Annotated in this window: 30 protein-coding genes, 1 pseudogene and 1 other annotated feature; of the genes and pseudogenes, 18 read left to right on the top strand and 13 right to left on the bottom strand. The window is 66.3% G+C overall.

The window, feature by feature from the left end; translation table 11 throughout:
* Positions 1-7 precede the first annotated feature (7 nt).
* The gene (locus ACP7C5_RS14865) at positions 8-1,366 is read right to left on the bottom strand and encodes a DUF418 domain-containing protein (RefSeq protein ID WP_426264820.1); all 1,359 of its coding nucleotides are present in this window, start codon (positions 1,364-1,366) and stop codon (positions 8-10) included.
* Between the two features lie 109 nt (positions 1,367-1,475).
* Between ACP7C5_RS14865 and ACP7C5_RS14860 the strand changes: the two genes are divergently transcribed.
* The 3 genes from ACP7C5_RS14860 (at position 1,476) to ACP7C5_RS14850 (ending at position 4,708) form a co-directional block, all read left to right on the top strand.
* Positions 1,476-2,327, top strand: coding sequence for an alpha/beta hydrolase (locus ACP7C5_RS14860; RefSeq protein WP_426264819.1), 852 nt, complete (start codon positions 1,476-1,478; stop codon positions 2,325-2,327).
* 35 nt (positions 2,328-2,362) lie between these two features.
* Positions 2,363-3,049, top strand: coding sequence for a pentapeptide repeat-containing protein (locus ACP7C5_RS14855; RefSeq protein ID WP_426264818.1), 687 nt, complete (start codon positions 2,363-2,365; stop codon positions 3,047-3,049).
* A 52-nt stretch (positions 3,050-3,101) separates the two neighbouring features.
* Positions 3,102-3,157 (top strand) — a sequence feature (sul1 is cis-regulatory element that is thought to sense ions involved in sulfur or methionine metabolism; They are found in Alphaproteobacteria).
* A gap of 72 nt (positions 3,158-3,229) precedes the next feature.
* Positions 3,230-4,708 (top strand): SulP family inorganic anion transporter, encoded by a 1,479-nt coding sequence (locus ACP7C5_RS14850; protein ID WP_426264817.1) that lies wholly within the window; start codon positions 3,230-3,232, stop codon positions 4,706-4,708.
* Positions 4,709-4,780: 72 nt separating this feature from the next.
* Here ACP7C5_RS14850 and rplS read toward each other — a convergent pair whose 3' ends face one another.
* Genes rplS through ACP7C5_RS14830 form a run of 4 tightly spaced genes read right to left on the bottom strand, consistent with a single transcriptional unit; the run spans position 4,781 to position 6,570 of the window.
* Positions 4,781-5,173: a 50S ribosomal protein L19 gene (rplS, locus tag ACP7C5_RS14845; RefSeq protein ID WP_010186138.1), complete on the bottom strand. Its 393-nt coding sequence runs from the start codon at positions 5,171-5,173 to the stop codon at positions 4,781-4,783.
* Between the two features lies 1 nt (position 5,174).
* Entirely contained in the window at positions 5,175-5,906 is a 732-nt protein-coding gene (trmD, locus tag ACP7C5_RS14840) for a tRNA (guanosine(37)-N1)-methyltransferase TrmD (protein WP_426264816.1), read from the bottom strand.
* Positions 5,903-6,280: a type II toxin-antitoxin system VapC family toxin gene (locus tag ACP7C5_RS14835; protein ID WP_133187473.1), complete on the bottom strand. Its 378-nt coding sequence runs from the start codon at positions 6,278-6,280 to the stop codon at positions 5,903-5,905. Before ACP7C5_RS14835 ends, trmD begins: the two co-directional genes overlap by 4 nt.
* Positions 6,277-6,570, bottom strand: coding sequence for an AbrB/MazE/SpoVT family DNA-binding domain-containing protein (locus ACP7C5_RS14830; protein WP_206365635.1), 294 nt, complete (start codon positions 6,568-6,570; stop codon positions 6,277-6,279). Before ACP7C5_RS14830 ends, ACP7C5_RS14835 begins: the two co-directional genes overlap by 4 nt.
* An 82-nt stretch (positions 6,571-6,652) precedes the next feature.
* On the opposite strand from ACP7C5_RS14830, the gene ACP7C5_RS14825 reads away from it, so the two are divergent.
* Positions 6,653-7,558, top strand: a complete 906-nt coding sequence (locus tag ACP7C5_RS14825; protein WP_426264815.1) for an NAD(P)/FAD-dependent oxidoreductase — start codon at positions 6,653-6,655, stop codon at positions 7,556-7,558.
* On the opposite strand, the gene rimM is transcribed toward ACP7C5_RS14825, so the two are convergent.
* The 3 genes and pseudogenes from rimM to ffh form a co-directional block, all read right to left on the bottom strand.
* Positions 7,548-8,039: a ribosome maturation factor RimM gene (rimM, locus tag ACP7C5_RS14820; RefSeq protein WP_426264814.1), complete on the bottom strand. Its 492-nt coding sequence runs from the start codon at positions 8,037-8,039 to the stop codon at positions 7,548-7,550. The genes ACP7C5_RS14825 and rimM overlap by 11 nt on opposite strands.
* A 140-nt stretch (positions 8,040-8,179) precedes the next feature.
* Positions 8,180-8,620: pseudogene (rpsP, locus tag ACP7C5_RS14815) on the bottom strand (30S ribosomal protein S16); the annotation flags it as partial.
* 42 nt (positions 8,621-8,662) lie between these two features.
* Positions 8,663-10,150 (bottom strand): signal recognition particle protein, encoded by a 1,488-nt coding sequence (gene ffh / locus ACP7C5_RS14810; RefSeq protein ID WP_322159586.1) that lies wholly within the window; start codon positions 10,148-10,150, stop codon positions 8,663-8,665.
* A 227-nt stretch (positions 10,151-10,377) separates the two neighbouring features.
* Between ffh and ACP7C5_RS14805 the strand changes: the two genes are divergently transcribed.
* The 4 genes from ACP7C5_RS14805 to ACP7C5_RS14790 all read left to right on the top strand — a co-directional run bounded on the left by ACP7C5_RS14805 (position 10,378) and on the right by ACP7C5_RS14790 (position 15,076).
* Complete coding sequence (locus ACP7C5_RS14805; protein WP_322159588.1) at positions 10,378-12,006, top strand: putative bifunctional diguanylate cyclase/phosphodiesterase; 1,629 nt, start codon at positions 10,378-10,380, stop codon at positions 12,004-12,006.
* A 159-nt stretch (positions 12,007-12,165) separates the two neighbouring features.
* Positions 12,166-13,536, top strand: coding sequence for a tRNA (N(6)-L-threonylcarbamoyladenosine(37)-C(2))-methylthiotransferase MtaB (gene mtaB, locus ACP7C5_RS14800; RefSeq protein WP_426264813.1), 1,371 nt, complete (start codon positions 12,166-12,168; stop codon positions 13,534-13,536).
* A complete protein-coding gene (ftsY, locus tag ACP7C5_RS14795) occupies positions 13,533-14,462 on the top strand; it encodes a signal recognition particle-docking protein FtsY (protein WP_133187457.1) in 930 nt (309 codons plus the stop codon). The genes mtaB and ftsY overlap by 4 nt, the downstream gene beginning before the upstream one ends.
* A complete protein-coding gene (locus tag ACP7C5_RS14790; RefSeq protein WP_189676902.1) occupies positions 14,459-15,076 on the top strand; it encodes an inner membrane-spanning protein YciB in 618 nt (205 codons plus the stop codon). The genes ftsY and ACP7C5_RS14790 overlap by 4 nt, the downstream gene beginning before the upstream one ends.
* Before the next feature lie 483 nt (positions 15,077-15,559).
* On the opposite strand, the gene ACP7C5_RS14785 is transcribed toward ACP7C5_RS14790, so the two are convergent.
* Entirely contained in the window at positions 15,560-16,165 is a 606-nt protein-coding gene (locus ACP7C5_RS14785; RefSeq protein WP_189676901.1) for a superoxide dismutase, read from the bottom strand.
* A 64-nt stretch (positions 16,166-16,229) separates the two neighbouring features.
* Positions 16,230-17,276 (bottom strand): phage shock protein operon transcriptional activator, encoded by a 1,047-nt coding sequence (gene pspF / locus ACP7C5_RS14780; RefSeq protein WP_426264812.1) that lies wholly within the window; start codon positions 17,274-17,276, stop codon positions 16,230-16,232.
* A 159-nt stretch (positions 17,277-17,435) separates the two neighbouring features.
* Between pspF and ACP7C5_RS14775 the strand changes: the two genes are divergently transcribed.
* The 9 genes from ACP7C5_RS14775 (at position 17,436) to ACP7C5_RS14735 (ending at position 20,847) form a co-directional block, all read left to right on the top strand.
* Complete coding sequence (locus ACP7C5_RS14775) at positions 17,436-17,579, top strand: hypothetical protein (RefSeq protein WP_426264811.1); 144 nt, start codon at positions 17,436-17,438, stop codon at positions 17,577-17,579.
* 43 nt (positions 17,580-17,622) lie between these two features.
* Positions 17,623-18,291 (top strand): phage shock protein PspA, encoded by a 669-nt coding sequence (gene pspA / locus ACP7C5_RS14770; RefSeq protein ID WP_206365634.1) that lies wholly within the window; start codon positions 17,623-17,625, stop codon positions 18,289-18,291.
* A 1-nt stretch (position 18,292) separates the two neighbouring features.
* A complete protein-coding gene (gene pspB, locus ACP7C5_RS14765; RefSeq protein WP_133187447.1) occupies positions 18,293-18,562 on the top strand; it encodes an envelope stress response membrane protein PspB in 270 nt (89 codons plus the stop codon).
* 1 nt (position 18,563) lies between these two features.
* Positions 18,564-18,941 carry an envelope stress response membrane protein PspC gene (gene pspC / locus ACP7C5_RS14760; RefSeq protein WP_133187445.1) on the top strand — a complete coding sequence of 126 codons (378 nt, stop codon included), beginning with the start codon at positions 18,564-18,566 and terminating at the stop codon, positions 18,939-18,941.
* A gap of 41 nt (positions 18,942-18,982) precedes the next feature.
* The gene (locus ACP7C5_RS14755; RefSeq protein ID WP_133187443.1) at positions 18,983-19,276 is read left to right on the top strand and encodes a hypothetical protein; all 294 of its coding nucleotides are present in this window, start codon (positions 18,983-18,985) and stop codon (positions 19,274-19,276) included.
* Between the two features lie 18 nt (positions 19,277-19,294).
* Positions 19,295-19,567 (top strand): hypothetical protein, encoded by a 273-nt coding sequence (locus ACP7C5_RS14750; RefSeq protein ID WP_426264810.1) that lies wholly within the window; start codon positions 19,295-19,297, stop codon positions 19,565-19,567.
* A 190-nt stretch (positions 19,568-19,757) separates the two neighbouring features.
* On the top strand, positions 19,758-20,027 hold the full coding sequence (locus ACP7C5_RS14745) for a hypothetical protein (RefSeq protein ID WP_133187438.1): 270 nt from the start codon (positions 19,758-19,760) through the stop codon (positions 20,025-20,027).
* A gap of 30 nt (positions 20,028-20,057) precedes the next feature.
* Complete coding sequence (locus tag ACP7C5_RS14740) at positions 20,058-20,300, top strand: hypothetical protein (protein ID WP_133187436.1); 243 nt, start codon at positions 20,058-20,060, stop codon at positions 20,298-20,300.
* A 136-nt stretch (positions 20,301-20,436) separates the two neighbouring features.
* Positions 20,437-20,847, top strand: a complete 411-nt coding sequence (locus tag ACP7C5_RS14735; protein ID WP_133187434.1) for a SufE family protein — start codon at positions 20,437-20,439, stop codon at positions 20,845-20,847.
* A gap of 13 nt (positions 20,848-20,860) precedes the next feature.
* Here the strand turns inward: ACP7C5_RS14735 and ACP7C5_RS14730 are convergent, their stop codons facing one another.
* Positions 20,861-21,205 (bottom strand): hypothetical protein, encoded by a 345-nt coding sequence (locus tag ACP7C5_RS14730; RefSeq protein ID WP_133187432.1) that lies wholly within the window; start codon positions 21,203-21,205, stop codon positions 20,861-20,863.
* A gap of 24 nt (positions 21,206-21,229) precedes the next feature.
* Here ACP7C5_RS14730 and ACP7C5_RS14725 point away from each other — a divergent pair, with 24 nt between their 5' ends.
* On the top strand, positions 21,230-22,303 hold the full coding sequence (locus tag ACP7C5_RS14725) for a serine hydrolase domain-containing protein (RefSeq protein WP_426264809.1): 1,074 nt from the start codon (positions 21,230-21,232) through the stop codon (positions 22,301-22,303).
* Between the two features lie 62 nt (positions 22,304-22,365).
* Here the strand turns inward: ACP7C5_RS14725 and ACP7C5_RS14720 are convergent, their stop codons facing one another.
* Both ACP7C5_RS14720 and ACP7C5_RS14715 read right to left on the bottom strand, forming a co-directional pair.
* The gene (locus tag ACP7C5_RS14720; RefSeq protein ID WP_426264808.1) at positions 22,366-22,692 is read right to left on the bottom strand and encodes a hypothetical protein; all 327 of its coding nucleotides are present in this window, start codon (positions 22,690-22,692) and stop codon (positions 22,366-22,368) included.
* Positions 22,689-23,234 carry a J domain-containing protein gene (locus ACP7C5_RS14715; RefSeq protein ID WP_426264807.1) on the bottom strand — a complete coding sequence of 182 codons (546 nt, stop codon included), beginning with the start codon at positions 23,232-23,234 and terminating at the stop codon, positions 22,689-22,691. Before ACP7C5_RS14715 ends, ACP7C5_RS14720 begins: the two co-directional genes overlap by 4 nt.
* Between the last annotated feature and the right edge of the window lie 31 nt (positions 23,235-23,265).

The following is a 23,265-nucleotide window of genomic DNA, read 5'->3' as shown; positions in this document are numbered from 1 at the left end:
AGGGACGTTAGGCGAGTGCAGGCGCGCCCTCGGCTTGCGGCGCGCGCGGACGCTTGCGCCATGGCAGCACGCGCTGCTCGACCAGCGACCGCCACGCCCATTCGACCGGCGCGATGTCGTACTGCCGCACCCACAGGTTCGCGCCGACCAGCAGCACCGCGTCGATGACGAGCGCGGTCACCATCAGCGGCCCCCAACTCATCTTGCCGTACAGGCCGAGGACGAACGGCGGATACAGCACCCAGAGGCAGATCAGCGTCTGCGCGATGTAGATCGACAACGCGGTCCGCCCCGCCGCAACGAAGGGCCGCAACAGCCGCGCGCCGAACACGGTCGAGACGAGCAGGTTGATCAGCGCGACATGCCCGAGCGTCATTGCCTGACGCGCAATCTCGTAGCTCGCCCAGAAGGTGTAGGGGCCGTTGCCGAACTGCATCTGCTCGTGCGCGCCGATCATGCGAAGCGGGATCCCGACACCATAGGCGATGACTGCCATCCCGACATAAAAGCGCCGCGACCGCCGCCCCTGCAGGATGCCGAGCTTGTAGAGCGCCGCGCCGAGCAGCATCACGCTCGCCGCCTCCCAGACGAACAGCACTTCGAGAAATTGCGATTCTATGTCGAGAAAGCTGTGCCATTGCGCCGCTGCCCAGGTCGCGAAGGTGCCGGTCCGCGCGGCGTCCTCCGCCGCAATGTCGCTGCGCGATTTGGCCTTGGTCTCGGCGCGCTTCTTGGTCTTCTCGGCCTTGTTCTTGAGCAGCTTGCGCTCGTCGGCGGTCGGCTTGGCACCGGCCGCGACCTTGGCCTCGATCGCAGCGACCTGCGCACGCGTCTGCAGCGTCTGATAATAGCCGAAATAGCCGCCGCCGACGAGCTGGAACAGCGCGAGCGTCAGCCCGATCATGATCAGCAGCCGCGGCCGCAACCGCCGGAACAGGAACGCCACCAACGCCGCCAGCCCATAGGTGTGCAGGATGTCACCAGGCCAGAGCAGGATGAAGACATGGACGAGCCCGAAGGCGAACAAGATCAGGTTGCGCACATAGTAGCGCCGCAGCACGACCCTTTCGCCCGCCCGTTCGGCGACACGGTCGGTGAGGATCACCATCCCCGCGCCGAACAGCATCTCGAGCATGCAGCGCGCGGTGCCGTTGGCGAACACCTCGCGCAGCCACCACGCCACCTGATCGCTCGCCGACCAGCCGAGATGGCGAATGTCGTCGAACGACGCATAGAGCGACTGCCCCATGTCGTTGATGTTCATGAACAGGATGCCGAGGATCGCCACCCCGCGCAGGATATCGAGCACCGCGATGCGCGGCGCGCCATCGGGTTCGGCGGCAGTGGTGATCGCGACGTCGGACATGTTTCCCCCCATGGCCTCAAATCGCGAAAAGTATAGCGCGATGACGTGTGTTATGCAAGCATTACACGATCCCGCTTTCGGAAGGAAAGCAGCGCTGCGAGGGTATTCGATGCAACAGAGACGTATCCGTCTGGTCGCGCTCGGCGCCGCGCTCCTCGTCGCGGCGGCAAGCCCCGTGTCGAGCCAGTGGATCCATGACCGGATCTACCCCGCGCCGACCGCCCCGATCGCCGCCGCGCCGCTCCCAGCGGGCGCGCAGCGGGTGAGGCTGACGACGAGCGACGGCCTCGCCATCACCGGCGCCGAAATCGCACCTCGGCCGGGCCAGCCGACGCTGCTCGTCTTCCACGGCAACGCGTCGAGCGCGATGGGCTCGCTCGACTGGTTCGCACCATTGATCGCCGCGGGCTATGGCGTGGTCGCCGCCGAATATCGCGGCTATTCGGGCAATCCCGGCCGAGCCGACGAAGCCGGCCTCGGGCGCGATGCCGACGCGTTCTACGCCGAGGCCAAGCGCCTTGCCGGCAGCGACCGCGTGATCGTCGTCGGCCACAGCCTCGGCGGCGGTGTCGCGTTCGGCCTCGCCATGCGGCAAAAGCTCGACGCGCTGGTGACGATCGGCACCTTCACCGGCCTGCGCGCGATGGCACCCAAGATCGCGCGCAGCTTCATCGCCGATCGCTACGACAATCTTGCCGCGGTGCCCAAGCTCGACGAGCCGTATTTCCTGCTCCACGGCATCGCCGACGACACCGTTCCCGCCGCGATGGGGCAAGAGCTCCACAAGACCGCGTTCCTCGCCAAGCGCGACGGCTTCAGCGCGGTGATCCGCGGTGCCGGCCACCATCCCGACGGCGCGGTGATCGCCCCGATCATCGAGGCGATCACCGCGCGCCTCGACCATCCCGACGCCTCCACCCCGCCGCTGCCCGACAGCGTCAAGCTGATCGCGTTCCGCTAGGTCGCGCTGCGCGGCGCTTCGGGCTAGGAGGAGCGATGACCGCCCCGCTCCCCACCGTGTCGCGCGAAGAACCGCTGCAACGCGCCGACCTCGAACGCCTCATCGCGAACGGCCCGCAGCATCTCCTCGACTGCGACCTCGACGACGCCGACCTGTCGGGGCTCGATCTGTCGCACTGGCGCTTCGAGCGGTGCAGCCTGCGCCGCGCCGACCTATCGGGCGCGCGGCTCGAGGCGACGGCGTGGATCTCGTGCCGCACCGCCTTCGCGCAGTTCACTCGCGCCGATCTCGCCGACGCGCGCTTCGAAGCGAGCGATCTCAACAACGTGAGCCTGCGGGGTGCCACGCTGACCGCCGCCAGCTTCGAACGCTGCAAGCTCACCGGCGCCGACCTGTCCGACGCCAAGGCGTTCGACCTGCGGTTCGACGAAGTGCTGCTGATCAACGCCAAGCTGCCCAATTTCTCCTTCCGCAAGCAGACGCTGCGCAAGCTCGACTTCGGCCAGGCCGATCTGCGCAAGAGCGACTTCCGCGCGGCGGTGTTCGAGGAGTGCAGCCTGCGCGACGCAGGGGTCGCGGGCTGCCGCTTCGACGGCGCCGACTTGCGCGGCTGTGATCTCGGCGGGATCGCCTTGGTCGACGCGCGCCAGTTCCGCGGCGCGACGATCTCGCGCGAGCAAGCCGGGCAGTTGCTGGGAGAATTGGGCCTGCGCGTCCTTTAGCGCCCCACCGTGTTGCGCCGCAGCACAAACCGCAGTACCTAGAGCGCACTCGCATGGACCCGGTGCAAATCCGGGTGGCTATTCCGGCCGCCGATCCGCCGGACAACGCACATCGCACTCCAAATTTCGACGCCGCTCTCGACAGACGGCGCAGCTGCGATTTTTGCGGACACTCCTTTTATGAACAGCACTCCCCTTTCCCGGTATCGCGCCGAATGGTTCAGCGGCATCGGTGGCGCCCGCCGCGATCTGCTCGCCGGCCTGGTCGGCACCTTTGCCTTGATCCCCGAAGTCATCGCCTTTTCGTTCGTCGCCGGGATCGACCCCGAAGTCGGCCTGTTCGCCTCGTTCGTCATCGGCATCGTCCTCGCCTTTTTCGGCGGGCGCCCGGCGATGATCTCGGGCGCCGCCGGATCGGTCGCGCTCGTCGCGGCGGCGCTGGTGCACGGCCACGGCCTGCAATTCCTGCTCTACGCGACGGTGCTCGCCGGTCTGCTCCAGATCGTGTTCGGGCTGCTCAAGCTCGACGTGCTGCTGCGCTTCGTCTCGCGCTCGGTGCGGACGGGCTTCGTCAACGCGCTCGCGATCCTGATCTTCTCGGCACAGCTGCCGCAGATGCTCGGCGTCACCTTGCACACCTATGCGATGATCGCGGGTGGCCTGGCGATCATCTACCTCGTGCCCCGCATCACGACCGCGATCCCCTCGCCGCTGATCTGCATCGTCGTGCTGACCGCGATCAGCATCGCCTTCCCGATGCCGATCCACATTGTCGCCGATCTGGGTCGGCTTCCCACGTCGTTGCCCGCGTTCGCCTTGCCGAACGTCCCGCTCGACTGGGCGACGCTGCGGATCGTCGCGCCCTACGCCTTCGCGATGGCCGCGGTCGGCCTGCTCGAATCGATGATGACGGCGAGCGTCGTCGACGATCTCACCGACACCACCAGCTCCAAGGCACGCGAGTGCAGCGGGCTCGGGCTGGCGAATGTCGCGGCCGGGCTGTTCGGCGGGATCGCGGGCTGCGGCATGATCGGCCAGACGGTCGGCAACGTCCGCTATGGCGGCCGGGGGCGGCTGTCGACGCTGGCGGCGGGCCTGTTCCTGCTCGTCATCATGGTGCCGCTCCGCCCGTGGGTCGCGCAGGTGCCCGTCGCGGCGCTGGTGGCGATCATGATCATGGTGTCGATCAGCACCTTCTCGTGGAGCTCGCTCGCCGATCTGGCGCGGCATCCGAAGGTCTCGGGCGTCGTCATGCTCGCGACCGTCGTGGTGACGGTGGCGACGCACGATCTCTCCGCCGGCGTCGGCGTAGGCGTTCTGCTCAGCGGCGTGTTCTTCGCCTTCAAGGTGACCAAGCTGCTGCGCGTCGACACGACGTTCGATCCCGCGACCGATACGCGCATCTACACCGTGTCAGGGCAGGTCTTCTTCGCCAGCGCCGAGATCTTCGCCGATCAGTTCGACCTGCGCGACACGGCGCGGACCGTCCGCATCGACCTGACGCGCGCGCATCTGTGGGACGTAACCGCGGTCGGCACGCTCGAGGATCTGGTCACCAAGATGCGGCGCCACGGGACGATCGTCGAGCTGATCGGCCTCAACCAGGCAAGCGCGATCCTGGTCGACCGGCACGCGCCGCTGGTCCGCGCCGAGGCCTAAGCCCAAACAAAAAGGGCGCGGGGATCGAAATCCCCGCGCCCTTTCCTGTGCCTTGCGGCGCTGGCGATCCGATTACTCGGCGGCAGCGACCGTCTTGGCCGGACGCGTGTCGCGACGCTCGGCGATACGCGCCGACTTGCCGGTGCGGCCACGCAGGTAATACAGCTTCGCACGACGCACCGCGCCCTTGCGGACGACTTCGATGCTGTCGATGTTCGGCGAATACAGCGGGAAAACGCGCTCGACGCCTTCACCGAACGAAATCTTCCGTACGGTGAAGTTCGAACCCATGCCCTTGTTCGAACGCGCGATGCACACGCCTTCGTAGTTCTGGACGCGGGTGCGCTCGCCTTCGACCACCTTCACGCCGACCTTCAGCGTATCGCCGGGGCGGAATTCGGGGATCTTCTTGTTCTCGAGAAACTTGGCGATGTTCTCGGCTTCGATCGTCTGGATGAGATTCATCTCATGCGTCCTTCTTCGTTCGTCGCGCGCCAGAGGGCGACTGGACCCGAGCACCCTCATGGCGCTCCCAGAGATCCGGCCGCCTTAGCCGTGTTTCGGTCTCGGCCATGTGCTTGCGCCATGCCGAAATCCTCGCATGATCCCCCGATCGCAACACTTCGGGGATCGTGCGCCCTTCCCATTCATAAGGTCGGGTGTACTGCGGGTATTCGAGCAGCCCCGTTTCGAAGCTCTCGTCCACGCCACTGTGAGCCGCGCCCATTACGCCGGGGAGCAGCCGAATGCAAGCATCGAGCAGGACAAGCGCGCCCATCTCGCCGCCCGACAATATATAGTCGCCGATCGAAACTTCCTCGATCTCGCGCGCGGCGAAGATGCGTTCGTCGAAGCCTTCAAAGCGCCCGCAGAGGATGGTGACGCCGGGACCTTCGGCGAGTCTGCGCACGCGCGCCTGCGTAAGCGGGCTCCCACGTGGCGTCATCGCGAGCAGAGGGCGTCCGGCGGGGACGCTGTCGATCGCTGCGGCGAGGATATCGGGGCGCAGCACCATCCCCGCCCCGCCGCCCGCCGGCGTGCCATCGACAGTGCTGTGCTTGTCGGTCGCGAAATCGCGGATGTTCCGCGCGTCGAGGCTCCATTTGCCCTCACCGAGCGCGCGGCCGGCGAGCGACAGGCCAAGCGGTCCGGGGAACATCTCGGGATAGAGCGTGAGGATAGTCGCGGCGAAGGTCATGCCAGCGTCCAATCCTCGACACAAAGATCGGGAATACCCTTAAAGTCACGGACATTCCCGGTGACAATGGTCAGCTTGCAAGCAAGAGCGTGCGCCGCGATCAGCCTGTCGTAGCTTGCCCGAACGAAGGGAAGCGCTGCATAAATCCGAGCCGATGCCTGATCGAACGGCAGTACCGGGATGCTCTCCAGAAACGCGTCGATAATGTCGAGCGGCGGCGGCTTGCCATTCATCGCGCCATGCGCGACCTCGGCATAGGCAATCGCCGACGTAACCATATCATCCTCGTCGCACATCGCCATCCGCTCCCGCAACCGAGAACTCGATGCCGAAATCGCTGCGATGATGATATTGCTGTCGAGAAGATACTTCACGCTTCAGGTTCGACCGGCGCAAGCCAATCAGGATCGTCCGACAGCAAGGTGCGATGCTCAAAAACGCGATCTTCGCTCGCGATGGGCTTCAGGTCGAGATGTTGGCCGATACCCCAGACCTTATCGATATTGAACTTACGCTTGGGGATGTTGACCGGCTCGACGATGAAGCTGCCGCGATCCTCACGCACTTTCATCTCCATGCCCTCCTTCACGCCCAACGCCTTCGGCAATCGCAGCGCGACCGAGTTGCCGGACTTGAAGGTTTTAGCAGTGTATTCGTCGCCCATCTCAAACTCCGTATATACAAGGCGTATATACATTCCGCAAACCCGTCAAGGAACGCCCTGCTCTCTCGCGCGTATCGCAGCCATGGACGATTGCATCATCATCGGCGCCGGTCCCGCCGGCCTTACCGCCGCGATCTATCTCGCGCGATTTCATCTGAAGATCAGGCTCTTCGATTGCGGCAGCAGCCGCGCCGCGCTGATCCCGCGGACGCACAACCATGCCGGCTATCCCGGCGGGATCAAGGGCACCGAACTGCTCCGCTTGATGCGCGAACAGGCGGCCGAATTCGGCGCGCTGCGCGAAGAGGCAGAAGTCACCGCGATCGTCCGCCGCGGCGACGATTTCACCGTCGAGGTCGAAGGCCGCAGCTTCCCTACGCGTTCGGTGCTGCTGGCGACCGGCGTGGTCAACCTCCGCCCCAAGATGGACGGCGCCGTTCACGACGCCGCGCTCGAGAACGGACTGATCCGCTATTGCCCGATCTGCGACGGCTATGAGGTCACCGACAAGCGCGTCGGCATCATCGGGACCGCCACACACGGCATGAAGGAGGCGCTGTTCCTGCGCGGCTATACCAAGGACGTGACGCTGATCGCCCCCGGCGGCGCGCATGAGCTCGACGACAGCTGCCGCGCCAAGCTTGATGAAGCGGGCATCGTCCACCGCGACGGGCCTTGCACGCCGATCGAGGTCCAGGGCGATCAGATCGTCATCACCACGCCCGACGGCGCGCTCAGCTTCGACAGCATCTATCCCGCGCTCGGCTCGACGATCCGCTCGCACCTGGCGGTCGCGGCGGGCGCCAACGCAACCGACGAGGGCTGCCTGGAAGTCGACGACCACCAGCGCACCTCGATCCCCGGCCTGTTCGCGGCAGGCGATGTCGTGAAAGGGCTCGACCAGATCAGCCACGCGATGGGCGAAGCCGGCGTCGCCGCGACGACGATCCGCAATTTGCTCGACGAGCGGCAGCCGCTCAGACGATAAAGCCGGCCTCGACAACGAGCTTTTCGGCATTCCACTCGGGAACGGCGTCGGCGTTCATCGGGATCATGAAGCGTTTGCCCGGCTTGCCGTCCTCGGACGGCCGTTCGATTTCGATCACGTCGCCCGCGCCGAAATCGTCGATCGCGACGACATGGCCGAGCGCCTCGCCCGTGGTCGAAACCGCAGGCAAGCCCAGCAAATCGGTGTGATAATATTCGCCGTCCTCGAGCGGCGGCAGCGCCGAGCGCGGTACGGTCAACTCGGTCCCGCGCAAGGCCTCGGCCTTATTGCGGTCGGTCACTTCGGCGATCCGCGCGATCATGCCGTTGCTGCCGTGGCGCACCGACTTCAACGACAGCGTGCCGCCGTTGAAGTCGGTATACGCGGCAAGATCCTCGGTGAAGACCTTGAGACGGACCTCCCCCGTCACGCCGTGCGCGCCGATGATGACGGCGAGCGTGACGGGGTTGTCCTGTTGCATCAGCCGTTCGCCGGGGTTTCTTCCGAGGTCGCCTCAGCAACGGCTTCGGCTTCCGGGGTCGGGGTTTCGGTCGCGGCTTCTACTTCGGTAGCGACGACTGCTTCGGTCTCGGCCTGGCTGGCAGCGGCAGCGGCTTCAGCAGCCTCGGCAGCGGCAGTGGCTTTGGCCTCTTCCGCAGCGGCAGCGGCTGCAACCTTGGCTTCTTCCTCAGCGGCGGCTGCTGCGACCTTGGCGGCCTCGGCATCGTCGAGCTTCTTCTGGCGCTCTTCGACGCGCTCGACGGCCTTCTCGCCGGGCTTGCCCTTGTTCGGGTTGTTGCGGGCAGCGCGCTCGCGCACACCCTTCACGTCGAGGAAGCGGGCAACGCGGTCGGTCGGCTGCGCGCCGACGCCGAGCCAATAGGTCGCACGCTCGGTGTCGAGCACGATGCGCTTCTCGTCATCCTTGGCGAGCAGCGGGTTATAGGTGCCGATCTTCTCGATGAACTGGCCATCGCGCGGTGCGCGCGCATCGGCGACGACGATGCGGTAATACGGGCGCTTCTTGGAACCGCCGCGCGAAAGACGAATGCTGACTGCCATGATAGAGTACCTTCTTGCTTTAATCTGTTGATCGGGTTGAACTTATTTCTTCTTGAGCAAATTCTCGAAGCCGGGGGGAAGCTTGGTCTGGCCGCCGCCGAGGCCGGGAAGACCGCCCCCGCCGCCGCTCAGCATCTTGGCCGGGTCGATGCCGCCCATTCCGCCGAGCGCACCGCCGAGGCCACCCATGCCGCCGCCACCGCCGAACATCTTGGCCATGCCGGCAAGGCCGCCCATCTTCTTGATCTTCTTCATGGCGTTGGCCATTTCCTGATGCATCTTCAGGAGCTTGTTGACGTCCTGCACGGTCGTCCCCGAGCCCTTGGCGACGCGGATCTTGCGCTTGGCGTTGAGCAGTTCGGGCTTGCGCCGCTCCTTCGCGGTCATCGAGGTGATGATCGCGTCCATCCGCACCAACACCTTTTCGCCGCCGACCTGGTCGACCATGCCCTTGGCCTTGCCCATGCCCGGGATCATGCCGGCGAGCGCGCCGATGCCGCCCATCCGCTGCATCTGCTTGAGCTGGGCGCGCAGGTCGTCGAGGTCGAACTGCCCCTTGGCCATCTTGGCGGCCATCTTCTCGGCGTCTTCGACCTGGATCGCTTCGGCCGCGCGCTCGACGAGGCCGACCACGTCGCCCATGCCCAGGATGCGGCCAGCGACACGCTTGGGATCAAAGGCCTCGAGCGCGTCGAGCTTTTCGCCCATGCCGGCGAACTTGATCGGCTTGCCGGTGACGGCACGCATCGACAATGCCGCACCGCCGCGCGCATCGCCGTCCATCCGGGTCAGCACGATGCCGGTGAGCGGCACCTGCTCGGAGAAGTTCTGCGCGACGTTGACGGCGTCCTGGCCGGTCAGCGAGTCGACCACTAGCAGGATTTCGTTCGGCTTGGCGACGTCGGCGACGGCGCGCATTTCGTCCATCAGCGCCTGGTCGACGTGGAGACGACCCGCGGTGTCGAGCATCAGGACATCATAGCCCTGCAGCTTCGCCGCCTGGACCGCGCGCCGTGCGATATCGACCGGCTGCTGGCCCGCCACGATCGGCAGCGTCGAGACTTCGGCCTGGGTGCCGAGCACGGCCAGCTGTTCCTGCGCGTTCGGGCGATTGACGTCGAGCGACGCCATCAAGACCTTCTTGCCCTGCCGCTTGGCGAGCCGCAGCGCGATCTTCGCCGTGCTGGTCGTCTTACCCGAGCCCTGCAGGCCGACCATCATGATGATCGCCGGCGGCGTTACGCCGAGTTCGAGCTCGGCCGCCTCTGCGCCGAGCATCTCGGTCAGCGCATCGCTGACGATCTTGACGACCTGCTGCCCAGGCGTGACCGAACGCAACACGTTCTGGCCGACCGCCTGTTCGGTGACCTTATCGACGAAATCGCGCGCCACCGGCAGCGCAACGTCGGCTTCGAGCAGCGCGACTCGCACTTCGCGCATCGCGCCGCGCACGTCTGCCTCGGTGAGCGCACCGCGCCCCCGCAACCGATCGAACACACCGCCAAGACGGTCGCTCAGGCTCTCGAACATCCGAAAAAACCCTTCCAAAACATCGCCGCCGCACCGTAACGCAAAGAGCGCCGGCGGACGAAACCTCGTCGGCCGGCGTAGCCCCATGGGGCAGCCCTTACGCTCCAGTGCAGGAACGATCCGCGCGCCCTACGCCGTTTCGATGCGCCGCGCAACCGTCGGGCTTAACGCGATCTACACGGCTGTCGTGAGAAGAGACAGGTTCAGTGTGGGGTGGACAGCTTTCTATGACGGTCGAGATACGTGGCGAACCGAGCGACGCGGGCAGCTCTGCCCCGCCCAAACGCCGCGAGATCCTCAACGGCGCGATCACGGTCGCCTCGATCCTGCTGTTCGTCGGGACTGGCAGCTCGGTGCTGTCGACCACCGTCCGGCGCTATTTTTACGGCGGCGAAGGGCCCGACCAGACGCTGGTGATCGCGCTGCTGCTCAACGTCGCGCTGATCCTGTTCGGCTGGCGCCGCCACCGCGAGCTCGCGCATGAAGTGACGATCCGCACCGCCGCGGAGGAGCGCGCGCAGATGCTCGCCGCCAAGGATCCGCTCACGGGCTTCCTCAACCGCCGCAGCCTGGCCGAGGAAGGCGCCGCGATGTTCGTGCGGGCGCAGGCGCGCAACAAGGCGATGGCGCTGCTGATGCTCGATCTCGACCATTTCAAGATGGTCAATGACATGCACGGCCATGCGACCGGCGACGCGCTGCTCCAGCAGGTCGCGCTGCAGATCGCCGAGGCGATGCCGAGCGTCGCGCTCACCGCGCGCTTCGGCGGCGACGAATTCGCGTGCGCCTTCCTGTTCGATGCGGCGCACCCCGCGACCGTCGAGCGGATCGCCGAAAAGCTCGTCAGCCAACTCGCCCAGCCGTTCCGGATCGAGGGATTGCAGCTGCACATTTCGGTCTCGGTCGGCATTTCCCGCTCGGACTTCGATTGCGCGAGCATCGACGCGCTGATGCGCTCGGCCGACATCGCGATGTACGCCGCCAAGAATTCGGGCCGCAACCGCTTCGCCTGGTTCGACCTGTCGATGGAGCGCGAGCTGCAAGCGCGCAACGAGCTCGAAGTGGGCTTGCGCAACGCGATCCCGCGCCAGGAGATCGTCCCCTATTTCGAACAGCAGATCGACCTCACGACGGGCCGGCTGAGCGGGTTCGAAGTGCTGGCGCGCTGGGAACATGCGACGCGCGGGCTGATCGTGCCCGACACCTTCATCCCGATCGCCGAGGAAACCGGGATGATCGCCGATCTCTCGCTGTCGCTGATGCGCCAGGCGTTCCTCGCCGCGAAGGATTGGGACGCGGCGCTGTCGCTGTCGGTCAACATCTCGCCGAGCCAGCTGCGCGACGCGTGGCTCGCACAGAAGATCATCAAGGTGCTGACCGAGACAGGCTTCCCCGCCAGTCGGCTCGAGATCGAGATCACCGAGACCGCGTTGTTCGACAATCTCCCGCTCGCGCAATCGATCGTCGGCAGCCTCAAGAACCAGGGAATCCGGCTCGCGCTCGACGATTTCGGGACGGGCTATTCCTCGCTCGCGCATTTGCGCGCGCTGCCGTTCGACCGGATCAAGATCGACAAGAGCTTCATCATGTCGATGACCGAGAACACCGAAAGCGCCGCGATCGTCACCGCGATCACGCGGCTCGGCGACAGCCTCAATTTGCCGATCACCGCCGAGGGGATCGAGGATCTCGCGGTCGAGGAGCGGCTGCGCGGCCTCGGCTGCGGCAAGGGCCAGGGCTATCTCTACGGACGTCCGACGAGCATCGCCAACACGCGGCGACTGCTCGCCGAGCGGCGCTTGTTGCAGAACGCGGCGAGCGAAGCGGGCGAGCCCGACGAACGCCGCGCGGGCTGACTTCTTACTCCCCTCCCAGAAAGAGAGGGGCTGGGGGTGGGTCGGCCCGTGGAGAGGTCGACGCCAGCCTTAGGCCGCCCCACTCCCGCGCCCGCCCTTCCGCCGCCGCGACGCGCGATCCATGGACTTACCGCCCCACGCCCCCTAGATCGCGACGCAATGCCCGATCCGCAGATCATCTCCCTCGGCTGTCGCCTCAACATCGCCGAAAGCGAAGCGATCCGCGCGCTTGTTGGCGGGCGTGATTTGGTCGTCGTCAACAGCTGCGCCGTCACCAACGGCGCGGTCGCCGAGACGCGCAAGGCGATCCGCCGCGCGCGTGCCGAGCGGCCTCTGGCGCATTTGGTGGTGACGGGATGCGCCGCGCAGATCGACCCGGCGAGCTTCGCTGCGATGCCCGAGGTCGACCGCGTGCTCGGCAACGCCGAGAAACTGACGGCGCAAGCGTGGGCAGCCCCCGATCCGGTGATCGTCGGCGATATCCTCCGCGTCCGCGAAACCGCCCCGCACCTTGCGCCCGCTTTCGCCGCGCACGCCCGCGCCTTTGTCGAAGTGCAGAACGGCTGCGACCATCGCTGCACCTTCTGCGTGATTCCCTACGGCCGCGGCAACAGCCGCTCGGTTCCGGCCGGCGCGGTGATCGATCGGATCGCGGCGCTGGTCGATGCGGGCCACCGCGAGATCGTGCTGACCGGCGTCGACCTCACCAGCTACGGCCCCGATCTGCCCGGGGCGCCGAGCCTCGGGCAGCTGGTCGAGCGGATCCTCCGCCACGTTCCCGCGCTCGAACGGCTGCGGCTATCGTCGCTCGACGGGATCGAGATCGACGATCGCCTGTTCGCGCTGCTGACGCAGGAGCGGCGCCTGATGCCGCACGTCCACCTCTCGCTCCAGGCGGGCAACGACATGATCCTCAAGCGGATGAAGCGCCGTCATGCGCGCGCCCAAAGCGTCGCGCTGGTCGAACGCCTCAAGGCGGCGCGCGCCGACATCACGATCGGCGCAGACCTGATCGCCGGTTTCCCGACCGAGGACGACGCGATGTTCGCCGACACGCTCGCGCTGATCGACGAGTGCGACGTCGTCCACGCGCACATCTTCCCCTATTCGGAGCGCGACGGCACGCCTGCCGCACGGATGCCGGCGGTGCCCGTGCCCGTCCGCAAGGCGCGCGCGGCGCTGCTGCGCGCGGCTGGCGCGCGGCGCAAGGCGGTGTGGCTGCGCGGGCTGATCGGCACGACGCAGGACGTGCTGGTCGAGCGACCGGGCGATCGCGGCCATACGCCCGGTTTCGCCGAGGTGCGCTTCGACACGCGGGCAGTCGGGGTGGTGCAGACCGTTCGCATCATCGACACCAACGGCAGCACGCTTCGCGCCATTCCCCTCCCCGCTTCCCCGGCGCAGGCCGGGGCCCAGTCGTGGAACGGCCGTGGGGAAGTCCAGCCCTCGCCAACATCCGCCATTTCTCCTGGGCCCCGGCCTTCGCCGGGGAAGGAAAATCCGTTGCAGTTGCAAGAGATCAGCGCATGACCCCCACTTGGCACGACAAACTCCTCGGCGGGTTCAAGCGCACCTCCGACCGGCTGCTCGGCAATCTTGCCGGGCTCGGCACCGGCCCGCTCGACCGCGCGACGCTCGACGAGATCGAGGAAGCGCTGATCGCCTCCGACCTCGGCCCGCAAACCGCCGCGCGCATCCGCCACCGCCTGTCGACCGGCGTGTTCGAGCGCGACATGGAGGATCTCGGCATCCGCCTCGTCGTCGCCGAGGAAATCGAGAAGGTGCTCGACACCGTCGCCAAGCCGCTCGAGATCACCGGCTTCCCGCGCCCGCACGTCATCCTGGTGATCGGCGTCAACGGCTCGGGCAAGACGACGACGATCGCCAAGCTCGCGCATCTGCTGAAGGAACAGGATTACGGCGTGATGCTCGCCGCCGGCGACACCTTCCGCGCCGCCGCGATCGGCCAGCTCGCCACCTGGGCCGAGCGTGCGGGCGTACCGATCATCTCAGGCAAGGAAGGCGGCGACGCGGCCGGGATCGTCTATGAGGCGGTCAAGCAGGCGACCGCCACCGGCATCGACGTGCTGATCGTCGACACCGCCGGGCGCCTCCAGAACAAGCGCGAGCTGATGGACGAACTCTCGAAGATCCGCCGCGTGCTCGGCCGGCTCAACGTCGACAGCCCGCACGACGTGCTGCTCGTGCTCGACGCGACCACCGGCCAGAACGCACTCAGCCAGATCGAGGTGTTCAAGAAGGATGCCGGCGTCACCGGGCTCGTGATGACCAAGCTCGATGGCACCGCACGCGGCGGCGTGCTCGTCGCCGCGGCCGAGCAATACGGCCTGCCGATCCACGCGATCGGCGTCGGCGAGGGCATGGGCGATCTGCGCCCGTTCGACGCGAACGAGGTTGCGCGGATCATCGCCGGCGTGGAAGGGGTCCGCAAATGACCCCTACCTCCCCCAAGAAGCCGCTCGGCGCCGGGCAGCGCCTGGCGATCGACATCGGCCCGATCGCGATCTTCTTCCTCGTCAATTTCCTGACGCCCGGGATCGACATGGTCAAACTGATCGCGGGGACGACCGCGTTCATGATCGCGAGCATCGCGGCGATGATCTATTCGCTCGTCCGCTCGGGCCGGATCTCGCCGATGTTGTGGCTGACGGGCACGCTGGTGCTCGTGTTCGGTGGGCTGACGCTCTATTTCCACAATAAGGAATTCATCCAGATCAAGCCGACGGTCATCTACGCGATGCTCTCGGCGATTCTGGTCTTCGGGCTGCTGACCGGACGGCCGCTGCTCAGCCTGTTCCTCGAAGCTGCCTATCCCGGCTTGAACGAGACCGGCTGGCGCAAGCTGACGATCAACTGGGCGCTGTTCTTCGCCTTCCTCGCGGTGATCAATGAAATCGTCCGCCACGAATTCAGCTACGCCTTCTGGCTTGGCTTCAAGCTGTGGGGCGTGATCCCGCTGACCTTGATCTTCGCCTTCGCCAATGTGCCGATGCTGATGAAGCACGGCTTCAACACGCAGGACGACCCGCCCGTCCCGCCAGTGGAGTGAAGCCGTTTAGCCCTCTCCCATCCTTCATGGGAGAGGGTTGGGTGAGGGTCTTCTTCTCGTCGGCGCATGTCCAGCAGAAGGCCCTCACCGACTGCGACTAGGTCCGCCTGAAGGAGGCGGACCTAGTCTACGTAGCCTCTCCCGCGCGCGGGAGAGGAAAAACAATCCCTCAGGCATCTCAGGAAATCGCGGGGGAGAGCGCATTCGCTCGATCCCCCGCACGATCGTGTCGCCGTTGCCGGTTTTTACCGGCGGCCCCTCATCCGTCGTTTGTGTTCTGATCCGGCGCTACGACAGCGATTTCGCTATACCAGCCGCACAAACAAAAAAAAGGCCGGTCTTTCGACCGGCCGTGAAAGTTTTAGGAGAGGATGCCTGAAAGGCACACTCTTTGTGCACTGCAGCAGGATCCTTAGCAACTGCAATGTACGCGCTACCAACTGCACCGCGTGCAACTGCAATCGTTTGAACCGCCGCTGTGGCTCAGGCCGCGTCGAAACGCTTGCCGGCTTCGTCCCAGTTCACCACGTCCCACCACGCCTTCAGATAGCCCGGACGATCGTTCATGTAGGTGAGGTAATAGGCATGCTCCCACACGTCGTTGGCGAGGATCGGCGTGCCCTTGTCCTTGGCGTCGTCCATCAACGGGTTGTCCTGATTCGGCGTCGAGACGACCTTCAGCGCGCCGCTCTCGTCCTTGATCACCCACGCCCAGCCCGAACCGAACTGGCCCGCACCCTTGGTGTTGAAATCGTCCTTGAGCTTGTCGAGGCCACCATAGGCGTCGATCGCCTCGGCGAGCGCGCCCGACGGCTGGGTCGAGCCGGCCGGGCCCATGATCTTCCAGAAGAAATCGTGGTTCCAGAAACCGCCGCCATTGTTGCGCACGAGCGGCGGCAGCGTCGAGATCATGCCGAGGATTTCCTCGATCGTCTTGCCCTCGAGCTTCGGGTCGGCAGCGACGCCTTCGTTGAGCTTGTTGGTGTAAGCCGCATGATGCTTGTCATGATGGAAGGTCATCGTCTCTTTCGAGATCGTCGGCTCCAGCGCGTCATAGGCATAAGGCAGCGGGGGAAGTTCGAAAGCCATGGGTCTTCTCCTGTAAAGCTCGATACGCAAACGTCAGGCCCGGCAAATGGGTCCCGCCCGCTCGTTACGCAACCGATTCTGTCGCCGCGCCCGAAATCAGCCCGTGGCGCTTCAGCGCGTGGCGCAGCTGGTCGTAACTGAGGCCGAGCGCCTCGGCAGTCGCGCGCTGGTTGAAGCGGTTCTCGGCCATCGCCGTCTGCAGCATCTCGCACTCGAAGCGCGCGAGCCGCGCCTTGTAATCCATCGGTTCCGCGGCTGCCGCGGACGGCGGCGCTGCGACGGGCGGTGCCGCTGGTGCGACTGCGCTGGGCTCGGCAAGCGACACCATCGTCGCCGGCCGGTGCGGCGAGTGAAACGGGTCGAACTGGATCGCGTCGATCGGCCCGTCCAGATCCCAGCGATACACCGCACGCTCGACGACGTTGCGCAGCTCGCGCACGTTGCCCGGCCATTGGTACGCGACGAGCGCCGCTTCGGCCGGTTTGGTGAAGCCCGGCCAATGGTCGCGCCCGAGCTCGGACGCCATCCGCCGGCCGAAATGCTCGGCCAGCACCAGAATGTCGTCCACGCGCGCGCGCATCGGCGGCAACGTCACCACCTCGAAGCTCAAGCGGTCGAGCAGATCGGCGCGAAACTGATGCCGCGCGACCTTGTCGGGCAAATGCTCGTTGGTCGCCGCCACGATGCGGACGTCGACGCGCATCGGCCGCGACGCTCCGATCCGCGTCACCTCGCCATATTCGACCGCGCGCAGCAGCCGGTCCTGCGCCGCCATCGACAGCGTGCCGAGCTCGTCGAGGAACAGCGTGCCGCGATGCGCCTCCTCGAACCGCCCTGCCCGCGCCTTGGTCGCGCCGGTGAACGCGCCAGCCTCGTGCCCGAACAGCTCGGCCTCGATCAGCGTCTCGGGCAGCGCCGCGCAGTTCATGATGACGAGCGGCTGGTCCCAGCGCGGGCTCAGGCGATGCAGGCGCTCGGCGACGAGTTCCTTGCCCGTCCCACGCTCGCCGATCACGAGCACCGGCCGGTCGAGCGCCGCCGCGCGGCTGGCGAGTTCGAGCGCGTCGAGAAACGCGCCCGATTGTCCGATCACTTGGGTCGTTCGCTCCATTCCCAACGCTTGGCGTAAAATCCCAAGCCTTGGCAAGTGTGTTTTTTAACTACCACACCCAAACCCACGCAAATCCGCCATTTCGAAAACTGGCACGCTCCCTGCAAAGCTGTTGGCATCGCCCCACGGGGCTCCGCACTTCCGCCAAGGAGACACGAAATGAACAGCGAATATAAGTCGGGCAACTCGGTCGCCCAGATCTTCGTCGCCCTCGTCGCCACCGTCCTGATCGGGTCGGTCGCCATCGTCGGCACGGTCGGCCCGGCCACTGCCGCCCCTGCCGCGATCAGCACGATCGCCTGAGTTTTCTCGCCAGTATCTGCGTACCCCCCGAAGGAGTAACATCATGGGCATCTTCAGCCGAACCCGCGACATCATCGCCGCCAACTTCACCGACCTGCTCGACAAGGCCGAAGACCCCGCCAAGATGATCCGCATGATCATCCTCGAGATGGAGGAAACGCTGGTCGAAGTCCGCGCCTCCGCCGCGCGCACGATCGCCGACCAGAAGGAAATGCGCCGCCACATCAGCAAGCTCGGCAGCTTGCAGGAGAGCTGGACCGAAAAGGCCGAGCTCGCGCTGTCGAAGGGCCGCGAGGACCTCGCCAAGGCTGCGCTCGTCGAGAAGCAGAAGGCCGCCGACATGGCCGGGCAGCTCAGCGGCGAGATCAGCGTCCTCGACGAGGCGCTGCGCAGCTCGGAAGAGGACATCGCCAAGCTCACCGGCAAGCTGCGCGAGGCACGCACCCGCCAGAACTCGATCGCGACGCGGCTCGAGAGCGCGCAGAACCGCTTCAAGCTGCGCGACCTCTACGCCGGGCCGAAGATGCAGGACGCCTTCAGCCGCTTCGAGATCATGGAGCGCCGCGTCGACATGGCCGAGGGCCGCGCCGAGGTCGCCGGCTTCGGCGCCCCGCCCAAGACGCTCGACGAGGAAATCGCCGAGCTCAAGTCGGCCGAGAAGGTCGAGGCCGAACTCGCCGCGATGAAGGCCCGCGTCGGAAAGGACGGCTGAGGTGGAGGACGTCCTCGTCCCCATCGCCGTCTGCGGCACGCTCTTCATCGGGATGCCCTGGGTGATCCTGCACTACATCACCAAGTGGCGGCAGGCGCCCAAGATCACCAACGAAGACGAGAAGCTGCTCGACGAGCTCTACTCGCTCGCCCGCCGGCTCGAGGAGCGCCTCGGCACGGTCGAACGGATCATCGCCGTCGATCACCCCGAATGGCGCGCGAGCATGCCGCTCGCCGAGCCCACCCCCTACGATCCAGCACGGAGGAACTGAAATGTCCGCCAGCCGCACCAAATTCTACCTCGACAAGCAGAACAGCAAATGGCTGGGCGTCTGCTCGGGGATCGCCGATTACACCGGCATCGACGTGACGCTCGTCCGCGTCGGCACCGCGATGCTGACGCTGGTCACCAGCGGCTGGGTGTTGCTGGCGTACATCATCATCGCCTGTGTCGCCGACAAGAAGCCGCTCGGCCTCTACGACAGCGCCGAGGACGCCAAGTTCTGGCAGGGCGTGCGCGCCAACCCGACGCGCTCGACCGCCGAAGTCCGCAGCAAGTTCCGCGACATCGACCGTCGCCTCGCCGACATCGAGATGATGTACACCAGCCGCAACACACGCCTCGCCGACGAGATCGACAGCCTGCGCTGATCTGATCCGGGCTTGGGGCAAAGCCAAACAGGGGAAAACACATGAGCAACCTAGCACTTTTGATCCCGGTCGCGGCGATCACGGTCGGACCCGTCGCCTGGGTCGTGAACACCTGGGTCCGTGCCAAGCACGGCTATCCGATCGAGACAAAGAAGGGCGAACTGATCCACCGCGGCGACGACCTCAGCCTGACCCGCCAGACCGACCTGCTCAAGGCCGAGAACGACAAGCTGCACGGCCAGGTCAGCCGGCTCGAGGAGCGCCTCGCGGTGCTCGAACGCATCGCCACCGATCCCGCCGAGCGTGTCTCGCGCGAAATCGACGCGCTGCGCTGATCCCGAAAGGATACCGCCATGGGCTTCCCCATCGCACTGCTGATCCCGATCTTCGCGGTCTGCATCCCGCTCTGCGCCGTGATCGGCATCTTCATAGTCCGCCCGTGGCTGCGCCATCAGGAGCGCCGCATGGAGATCGAGGCGACGCTGGTCGCCGAAAAGGCCGCGCAATATGCCGCGCAGACCGAACGGCTCGAACAGCGCGTCCGCGTGCTCGAGCGGATCATCACCGACCGTGGCGTCAACCTCTCGCATGAAATCGACCGCCTGCGCGACGCTCCACTCAACTAACTCTTTACAAACAAACTCTTTCTCCCCGAGGATATCATGATCGCATTCTTTATTGTGCTCGCCGTCGTTACGGCGGGGGGTGTCTGGGCGACCGAAAGCGTCGACCGCCCACGCCGCCGCAAACTTCGCGAAGCCGCCGTCCCGGCCGAATAAGCCGGTCCAGTTCCACCCTTTTGAAGGAGTGACCCAAATGAACCCGTTTGAAATGGTCGTCGCGATCATCGTCGTGGTCACGCTCGGCCGCGTGCTGATGGCGCGCTACGGCGTGGTCCACACCAAGCATGGCGAGGACGTCCGCTTCCGCGACGATCCCGCAGCCCAGGCCGAGAACGACCGGCTGCGCGACGAATTGCGGGCGATGAAGGAGCGGCTCGCCGTGCTCGAACGCCTCGCCACCGACAATAACGACAGCGGCGCCCGCCTCGATCGCGAGATCGAGAAGCTCCGCGACCGGCCCTAACCGATGACCCTTTTTGCAGGAGCAGGGATGATGACCGACCCGACCTTCTACATCACGATGGCCACCGCCGGCCTCGCCGGGCTTGCGATGCTGACCGGCGCCGCGCTGACCGGCTGGCGCGGCTGGCTCGCCTTCAAGCAGCAGGAACTCCACGCGTTCGGCGATCCGACACCAGCGCAACCGCTGCCCAATGCGAGCGCGCGGATCGAGATCGCCGATCTCAAGGAGCGGATCCGCAAGCTCGAGGCGATCGCGGCGGGCGTGGACTTGTAATCCGTCGCCCCGGCGCAGGCCGCGGCCGCTATGCCGGGCGCGCTGCACCAGCCCCGCACACGAGCCATCGGCCCCGGCCTACGCCGGGGCGACGGTTGGGGTTGGCACCCTCGGAGGGTGCGGTATAGCAACCCCCATGCAAACCCTCGCCGATCTCGAATCCGAATATAGCTTCCTCGATGCGGACGACCGTTACCGGCTCCTCATCGATCTCGGCCGCGAGCTCGAACCGATGCCCGACGCACTCAAAACCGATGCGACGCTGGTGCGCGGGTGCTCGGCCTCGGTATGGGTCTATCCGATGGCGGAGGACGACGGCACGCTGCATTTCCTCGCCGATTCGAACGCTGCGATCACCAAGGGGATCATCGCGCTCGTGCTGCTGGCGGTCCAGGATCAGCCCGCCGCGGCGATCCTCGCCACCGACATCCCGACCGAGCTCGCGCCGTTCGATCTCAAGAACCAGCTGAGCTCGAACCGTACGCAAGGCATTCCCAACATGATCGCGCTGATCCGCGACACCGCCGCGCGCTACGCCGACGCCTGATGCCCGCGCGCGCTCAGTGCGGCACGACGAGCGGCGTCCCCGTAAAGCGCTCCGGCTGGCAGCCGAGCACCGGATCGTAGCGCACGCTGCGCCGTGCGATCAGCGGGACCGACGCGGTCACGGTGCGCGTCGCTGGATCTTCGGACAGCCGGATCGGCTCCATCCCCGGCTCGAAATCCTTGTGGCAGTCGCCGAGCGGCCGCCCGCTGACATAGCGGCACCCGCACGCGACTCGCGCGGCGTAGCCGACGCCGAGCTCGAGCTGGGCGCGGTGGCCACGCACCCACGCATAGCTGCCCCCCGCCACGACCAGCACCATGGCGAGCAACGACCCAAGAATCAGGCGTCTTGCATTCATCACCGCCGAGCCTAGTCTTCGTCCATGCGAATGAAAAGCCATTGGCTGATGCTGGCGAGCGCACTGCTCGCGACCGGATCGGTCGCCGCCCCTGACCCCGGCCCGCTCGCGCCGCTGTTCCGCGCCGATGTCGGCGAAACGCGCGCCGCGCTGCTGCTCCGCGACGGGCAGGTCGTCGCGAAACGCTATGCGCCGGGCTATTCCGATGCGACGCGCTTCATCAGCTGGTCGATGGCCAAGACCGTCACCGCGCTGCTCGTCGGAGACCTTGTCGCCGACGGCAAGCTCGCGCTCGATGCGCCCGCGCCGATCGCCGAATGGCACGAAGCGGGCGATCCGCGCCGTGCGATCACGCTGCGGATGCTGCTGAATATGGCGTCAGGGCTGGCGCACACCGAAGTCGGCGATCCGGTCGAAGCGTCGGACACCAACCAAGTGCTGTTCGTCAGCGGACCGCAGGCGATGGCAGCGCGCGCGATCGGTGCGAAGCTCGAGGCCAAACCCGGTGCGAAGTTCGAATACAGCTCGCTGACGACGCTGATCCTGTCGGAAATCATTACGCGCACGCTGACGACGAGCACCGACCCCCGCGAGCGGGCACGCGCCTACCAGGCGTACGCCGAGCGCCGCCTGTTCACCCCCGCGGGCATCACCAGCGCACGGCTCGAATTCGACGGCGCGGGAACGCAGATCGGCGGATCGCTGATCTACATGACGCTCGACGATTATGGCCGGCTCGGCAGCGTGCTGCTCGCGGGCAAGGCGCCCGACGGCACGCAGATCGTCGCGCCCGACTGGCTCGCCTTCATGAAGACGCCGTCGCCCGACAATCGCGAATATGGCGGTCAGCTCTGGCTCAACCGGCCCGGCGGGGTCGACCGGCGACCCGCGCTGTTCCCCGACCACGGCCCCGCCTCGTTGGTGTCGTGCCTCGGCCATCTCGGCCAGTTCGTCATCGCCTCGTCCGATCAGAAGCTCGTGCTCGTCCGGCTCGGGAAGACGCAGGATGACACGCCCACCTTCACGACGCTGCGCACCCGCCTCGGGCAGATCGTCGAGCGCATCCCGCTCGCCGCTCGGGGAGAGACCCGGCGCTAAGTGCGAGTGCAGTTGCAGCACCGTGGTCGCTTGACGAATGCCAGATGGCGACGCCGGAGCGTCTAGTCTCGCGGAATGCCCTTATCGGGCGCTGCGCCAAGCCCAAGCTCGGCGGCCACCGCGGCAATCGGCAGACCTTCGCGCACCAATAGCCACTCGCCCGGCGCGGCACCGTTCACCACCGTCACCGCGCCCTTCGGACACACGCCGAGGCATTTTACTTCGATAATCCCGAGCGAGCCCTTGCGGCCCTTGGCGACATCGAGCTCGGCGCGCAGCGCCTTGGCGAGCCCGGTCTTGCCCTTCGGCCCGAACCCGCCGCCGATCTTCTTCGAACATTTCTTGCAGACCAGCAGCGTGTTCGCCCAGTCCGAACGGACGGTCTTCAAGCCTCGGGCTTCCACTGGCGCTGCTCCTCGGCAGCTTTCAGCACGTCATACGCCGCCTGGATCGCGAGGAAGCGCGCCGCAGCCTCCTTGTCGCCGGGGCGGACGTCGGGATGGTTCGACTTGGCCAGCCGCCGCCACGCGACGCGCACCGCCTCGAACTCAGCATCGACTTCGAGCTCGAGCACTTCGAGCGCGCGCATCTCGTCGCGCGATCGGCTGCCGTCACCGCGCCCCGCCCACTGATTGTGGCGCGATTCGGTATAGCCTTCGGCGGTTTGCGTCTCGGCGCGCTCGCGCTCGGCGGCTTCCTCGGCGCTGAGGCCTTCGAAATAATTCCAGCCGCGATTGTACTCGCCGGCATGGACCTGACAGAAATACCAGCGTTCCGGGCTGTTGGGGGATTTCGGCGCGGGGCAATCGCCCTTTTCGGTGCAGCCGTGGCGGTCGCACAACCGTACGGTCGCGGCCTCGCTGCCAGCCTCGCCATAAGCGCGCCAGCGCGGAAAACCCCAGTCGACCGATCGTGATGATGTACGCGCCATAGTGGGCCATCTAAGCATCGCGGTGCGATAG

It is taken from the genome of Sphingomonas sp. PWP1-2 (genome assembly GCF_049898305.1).
GTDB lineage: Bacteria > Pseudomonadota > Alphaproteobacteria > Sphingomonadales > Sphingomonadaceae > Sphingomonas > Sphingomonas glacialis.
Note: the sequence above shows the minus strand (reverse complement) of the source record. Positions and strands in the feature narration are given on the sequence as shown.

What these genes read in the sequence shown, in the direction of transcription:
- ffh (WP_322159586.1), bottom strand. Translation starts at nt 10,150, where the DNA reads ATGTTCGAGAGCCTGAGCGACCGTCTTGGCGGTGTGTTCGATCGGTTG.
- ACP7C5_RS14745 (WP_133187438.1), top strand. Translation starts at nt 19,758, where the DNA reads ATGAACCCGTTTGAAATGGTCGTCGCGATCATCGTCGTGGTCACGCTC.
- ACP7C5_RS14830 (WP_206365635.1), bottom strand. Translation starts at nt 6,570, where the DNA reads ATGGGCGACGAATACACTGCTAAAACCTTCAAGTCCGGCAACTCGGTC.
- ACP7C5_RS14755 (WP_133187443.1), top strand. Translation starts at nt 18,983, where the DNA reads ATGAGCAACCTAGCACTTTTGATCCCGGTCGCGGCGATCACGGTCGGA.
- pspA (WP_206365634.1), top strand. Translation starts at nt 17,623, where the DNA reads ATGGGCATCTTCAGCCGAACCCGCGACATCATCGCCGCCAACTTCACC.
- rplS (WP_010186138.1), bottom strand. Translation starts at nt 5,173, where the DNA reads ATGAATCTCATCCAGACGATCGAAGCCGAGAACATCGCCAAGTTTCTC.
- pspF (WP_426264812.1), bottom strand. Translation starts at nt 17,276, where the DNA reads ATGGAGCGAACGACCCAAGTGATCGGACAATCGGGCGCGTTTCTCGAC.
- ACP7C5_RS14715 (WP_426264807.1), bottom strand. Translation starts at nt 23,234, where the DNA reads ATGGCGCGTACATCATCACGATCGGTCGACTGGGGTTTTCCGCGCTGG.
- ACP7C5_RS14805 (WP_322159588.1), top strand. Translation starts at nt 10,378, where the DNA reads ATGACGGTCGAGATACGTGGCGAACCGAGCGACGCGGGCAGCTCTGCC.
- ACP7C5_RS14730 (WP_133187432.1), bottom strand. Translation starts at nt 21,205, where the DNA reads ATGAATGCAAGACGCCTGATTCTTGGGTCGTTGCTCGCCATGGTGCTG.
- rimM (WP_426264814.1), bottom strand. Translation starts at nt 8,039, where the DNA reads ATGCAACAGGACAACCCCGTCACGCTCGCCGTCATCATCGGCGCGCAC.
- ACP7C5_RS14740 (WP_133187436.1), top strand. Translation starts at nt 20,058, where the DNA reads ATGACCGACCCGACCTTCTACATCACGATGGCCACCGCCGGCCTCGCC.
- ftsY (WP_133187457.1), top strand. Translation starts at nt 13,533, where the DNA reads ATGACCCCCACTTGGCACGACAAACTCCTCGGCGGGTTCAAGCGCACC.
- ACP7C5_RS14735 (WP_133187434.1), top strand. Translation starts at nt 20,437, where the DNA reads ATGCAAACCCTCGCCGATCTCGAATCCGAATATAGCTTCCTCGATGCG.
- ACP7C5_RS14850 (WP_426264817.1), top strand. Translation starts at nt 3,230, where the DNA reads ATGAACAGCACTCCCCTTTCCCGGTATCGCGCCGAATGGTTCAGCGGC.
- ACP7C5_RS14790 (WP_189676902.1), top strand. Translation starts at nt 14,459, where the DNA reads ATGACCCCTACCTCCCCCAAGAAGCCGCTCGGCGCCGGGCAGCGCCTG.
- ACP7C5_RS14775 (WP_426264811.1), top strand. Translation starts at nt 17,436, where the DNA reads ATGAACAGCGAATATAAGTCGGGCAACTCGGTCGCCCAGATCTTCGTC.
- ACP7C5_RS14855 (WP_426264818.1), top strand. Translation starts at nt 2,363, where the DNA reads ATGACCGCCCCGCTCCCCACCGTGTCGCGCGAAGAACCGCTGCAACGC.
- mtaB (WP_426264813.1), top strand. Translation starts at nt 12,166, where the DNA reads ATGCCCGATCCGCAGATCATCTCCCTCGGCTGTCGCCTCAACATCGCC.
- ACP7C5_RS14865 (WP_426264820.1), bottom strand. Translation starts at nt 1,366, where the DNA reads ATGTCCGACGTCGCGATCACCACTGCCGCCGAACCCGATGGCGCGCCG.
- trmD (WP_426264816.1), bottom strand. Translation starts at nt 5,906, where the DNA reads ATGACCTTCGCCGCGACTATCCTCACGCTCTATCCCGAGATGTTCCCC.
- ACP7C5_RS14750 (WP_426264810.1), top strand. Translation starts at nt 19,295, where the DNA reads ATGGGCTTCCCCATCGCACTGCTGATCCCGATCTTCGCGGTCTGCATC.
- ACP7C5_RS14860 (WP_426264819.1), top strand. Translation starts at nt 1,476, where the DNA reads ATGCAACAGAGACGTATCCGTCTGGTCGCGCTCGGCGCCGCGCTCCTC.
- ACP7C5_RS14825 (WP_426264815.1), top strand. Translation starts at nt 6,653, where the DNA reads ATGGACGATTGCATCATCATCGGCGCCGGTCCCGCCGGCCTTACCGCC.
- pspC (WP_133187445.1), top strand. Translation starts at nt 18,564, where the DNA reads ATGTCCGCCAGCCGCACCAAATTCTACCTCGACAAGCAGAACAGCAAA.
- ACP7C5_RS14785 (WP_189676901.1), bottom strand. Translation starts at nt 16,165, where the DNA reads ATGGCTTTCGAACTTCCCCCGCTGCCTTATGCCTATGACGCGCTGGAG.
- ACP7C5_RS14725 (WP_426264809.1), top strand. Translation starts at nt 21,230, where the DNA reads ATGCGAATGAAAAGCCATTGGCTGATGCTGGCGAGCGCACTGCTCGCG.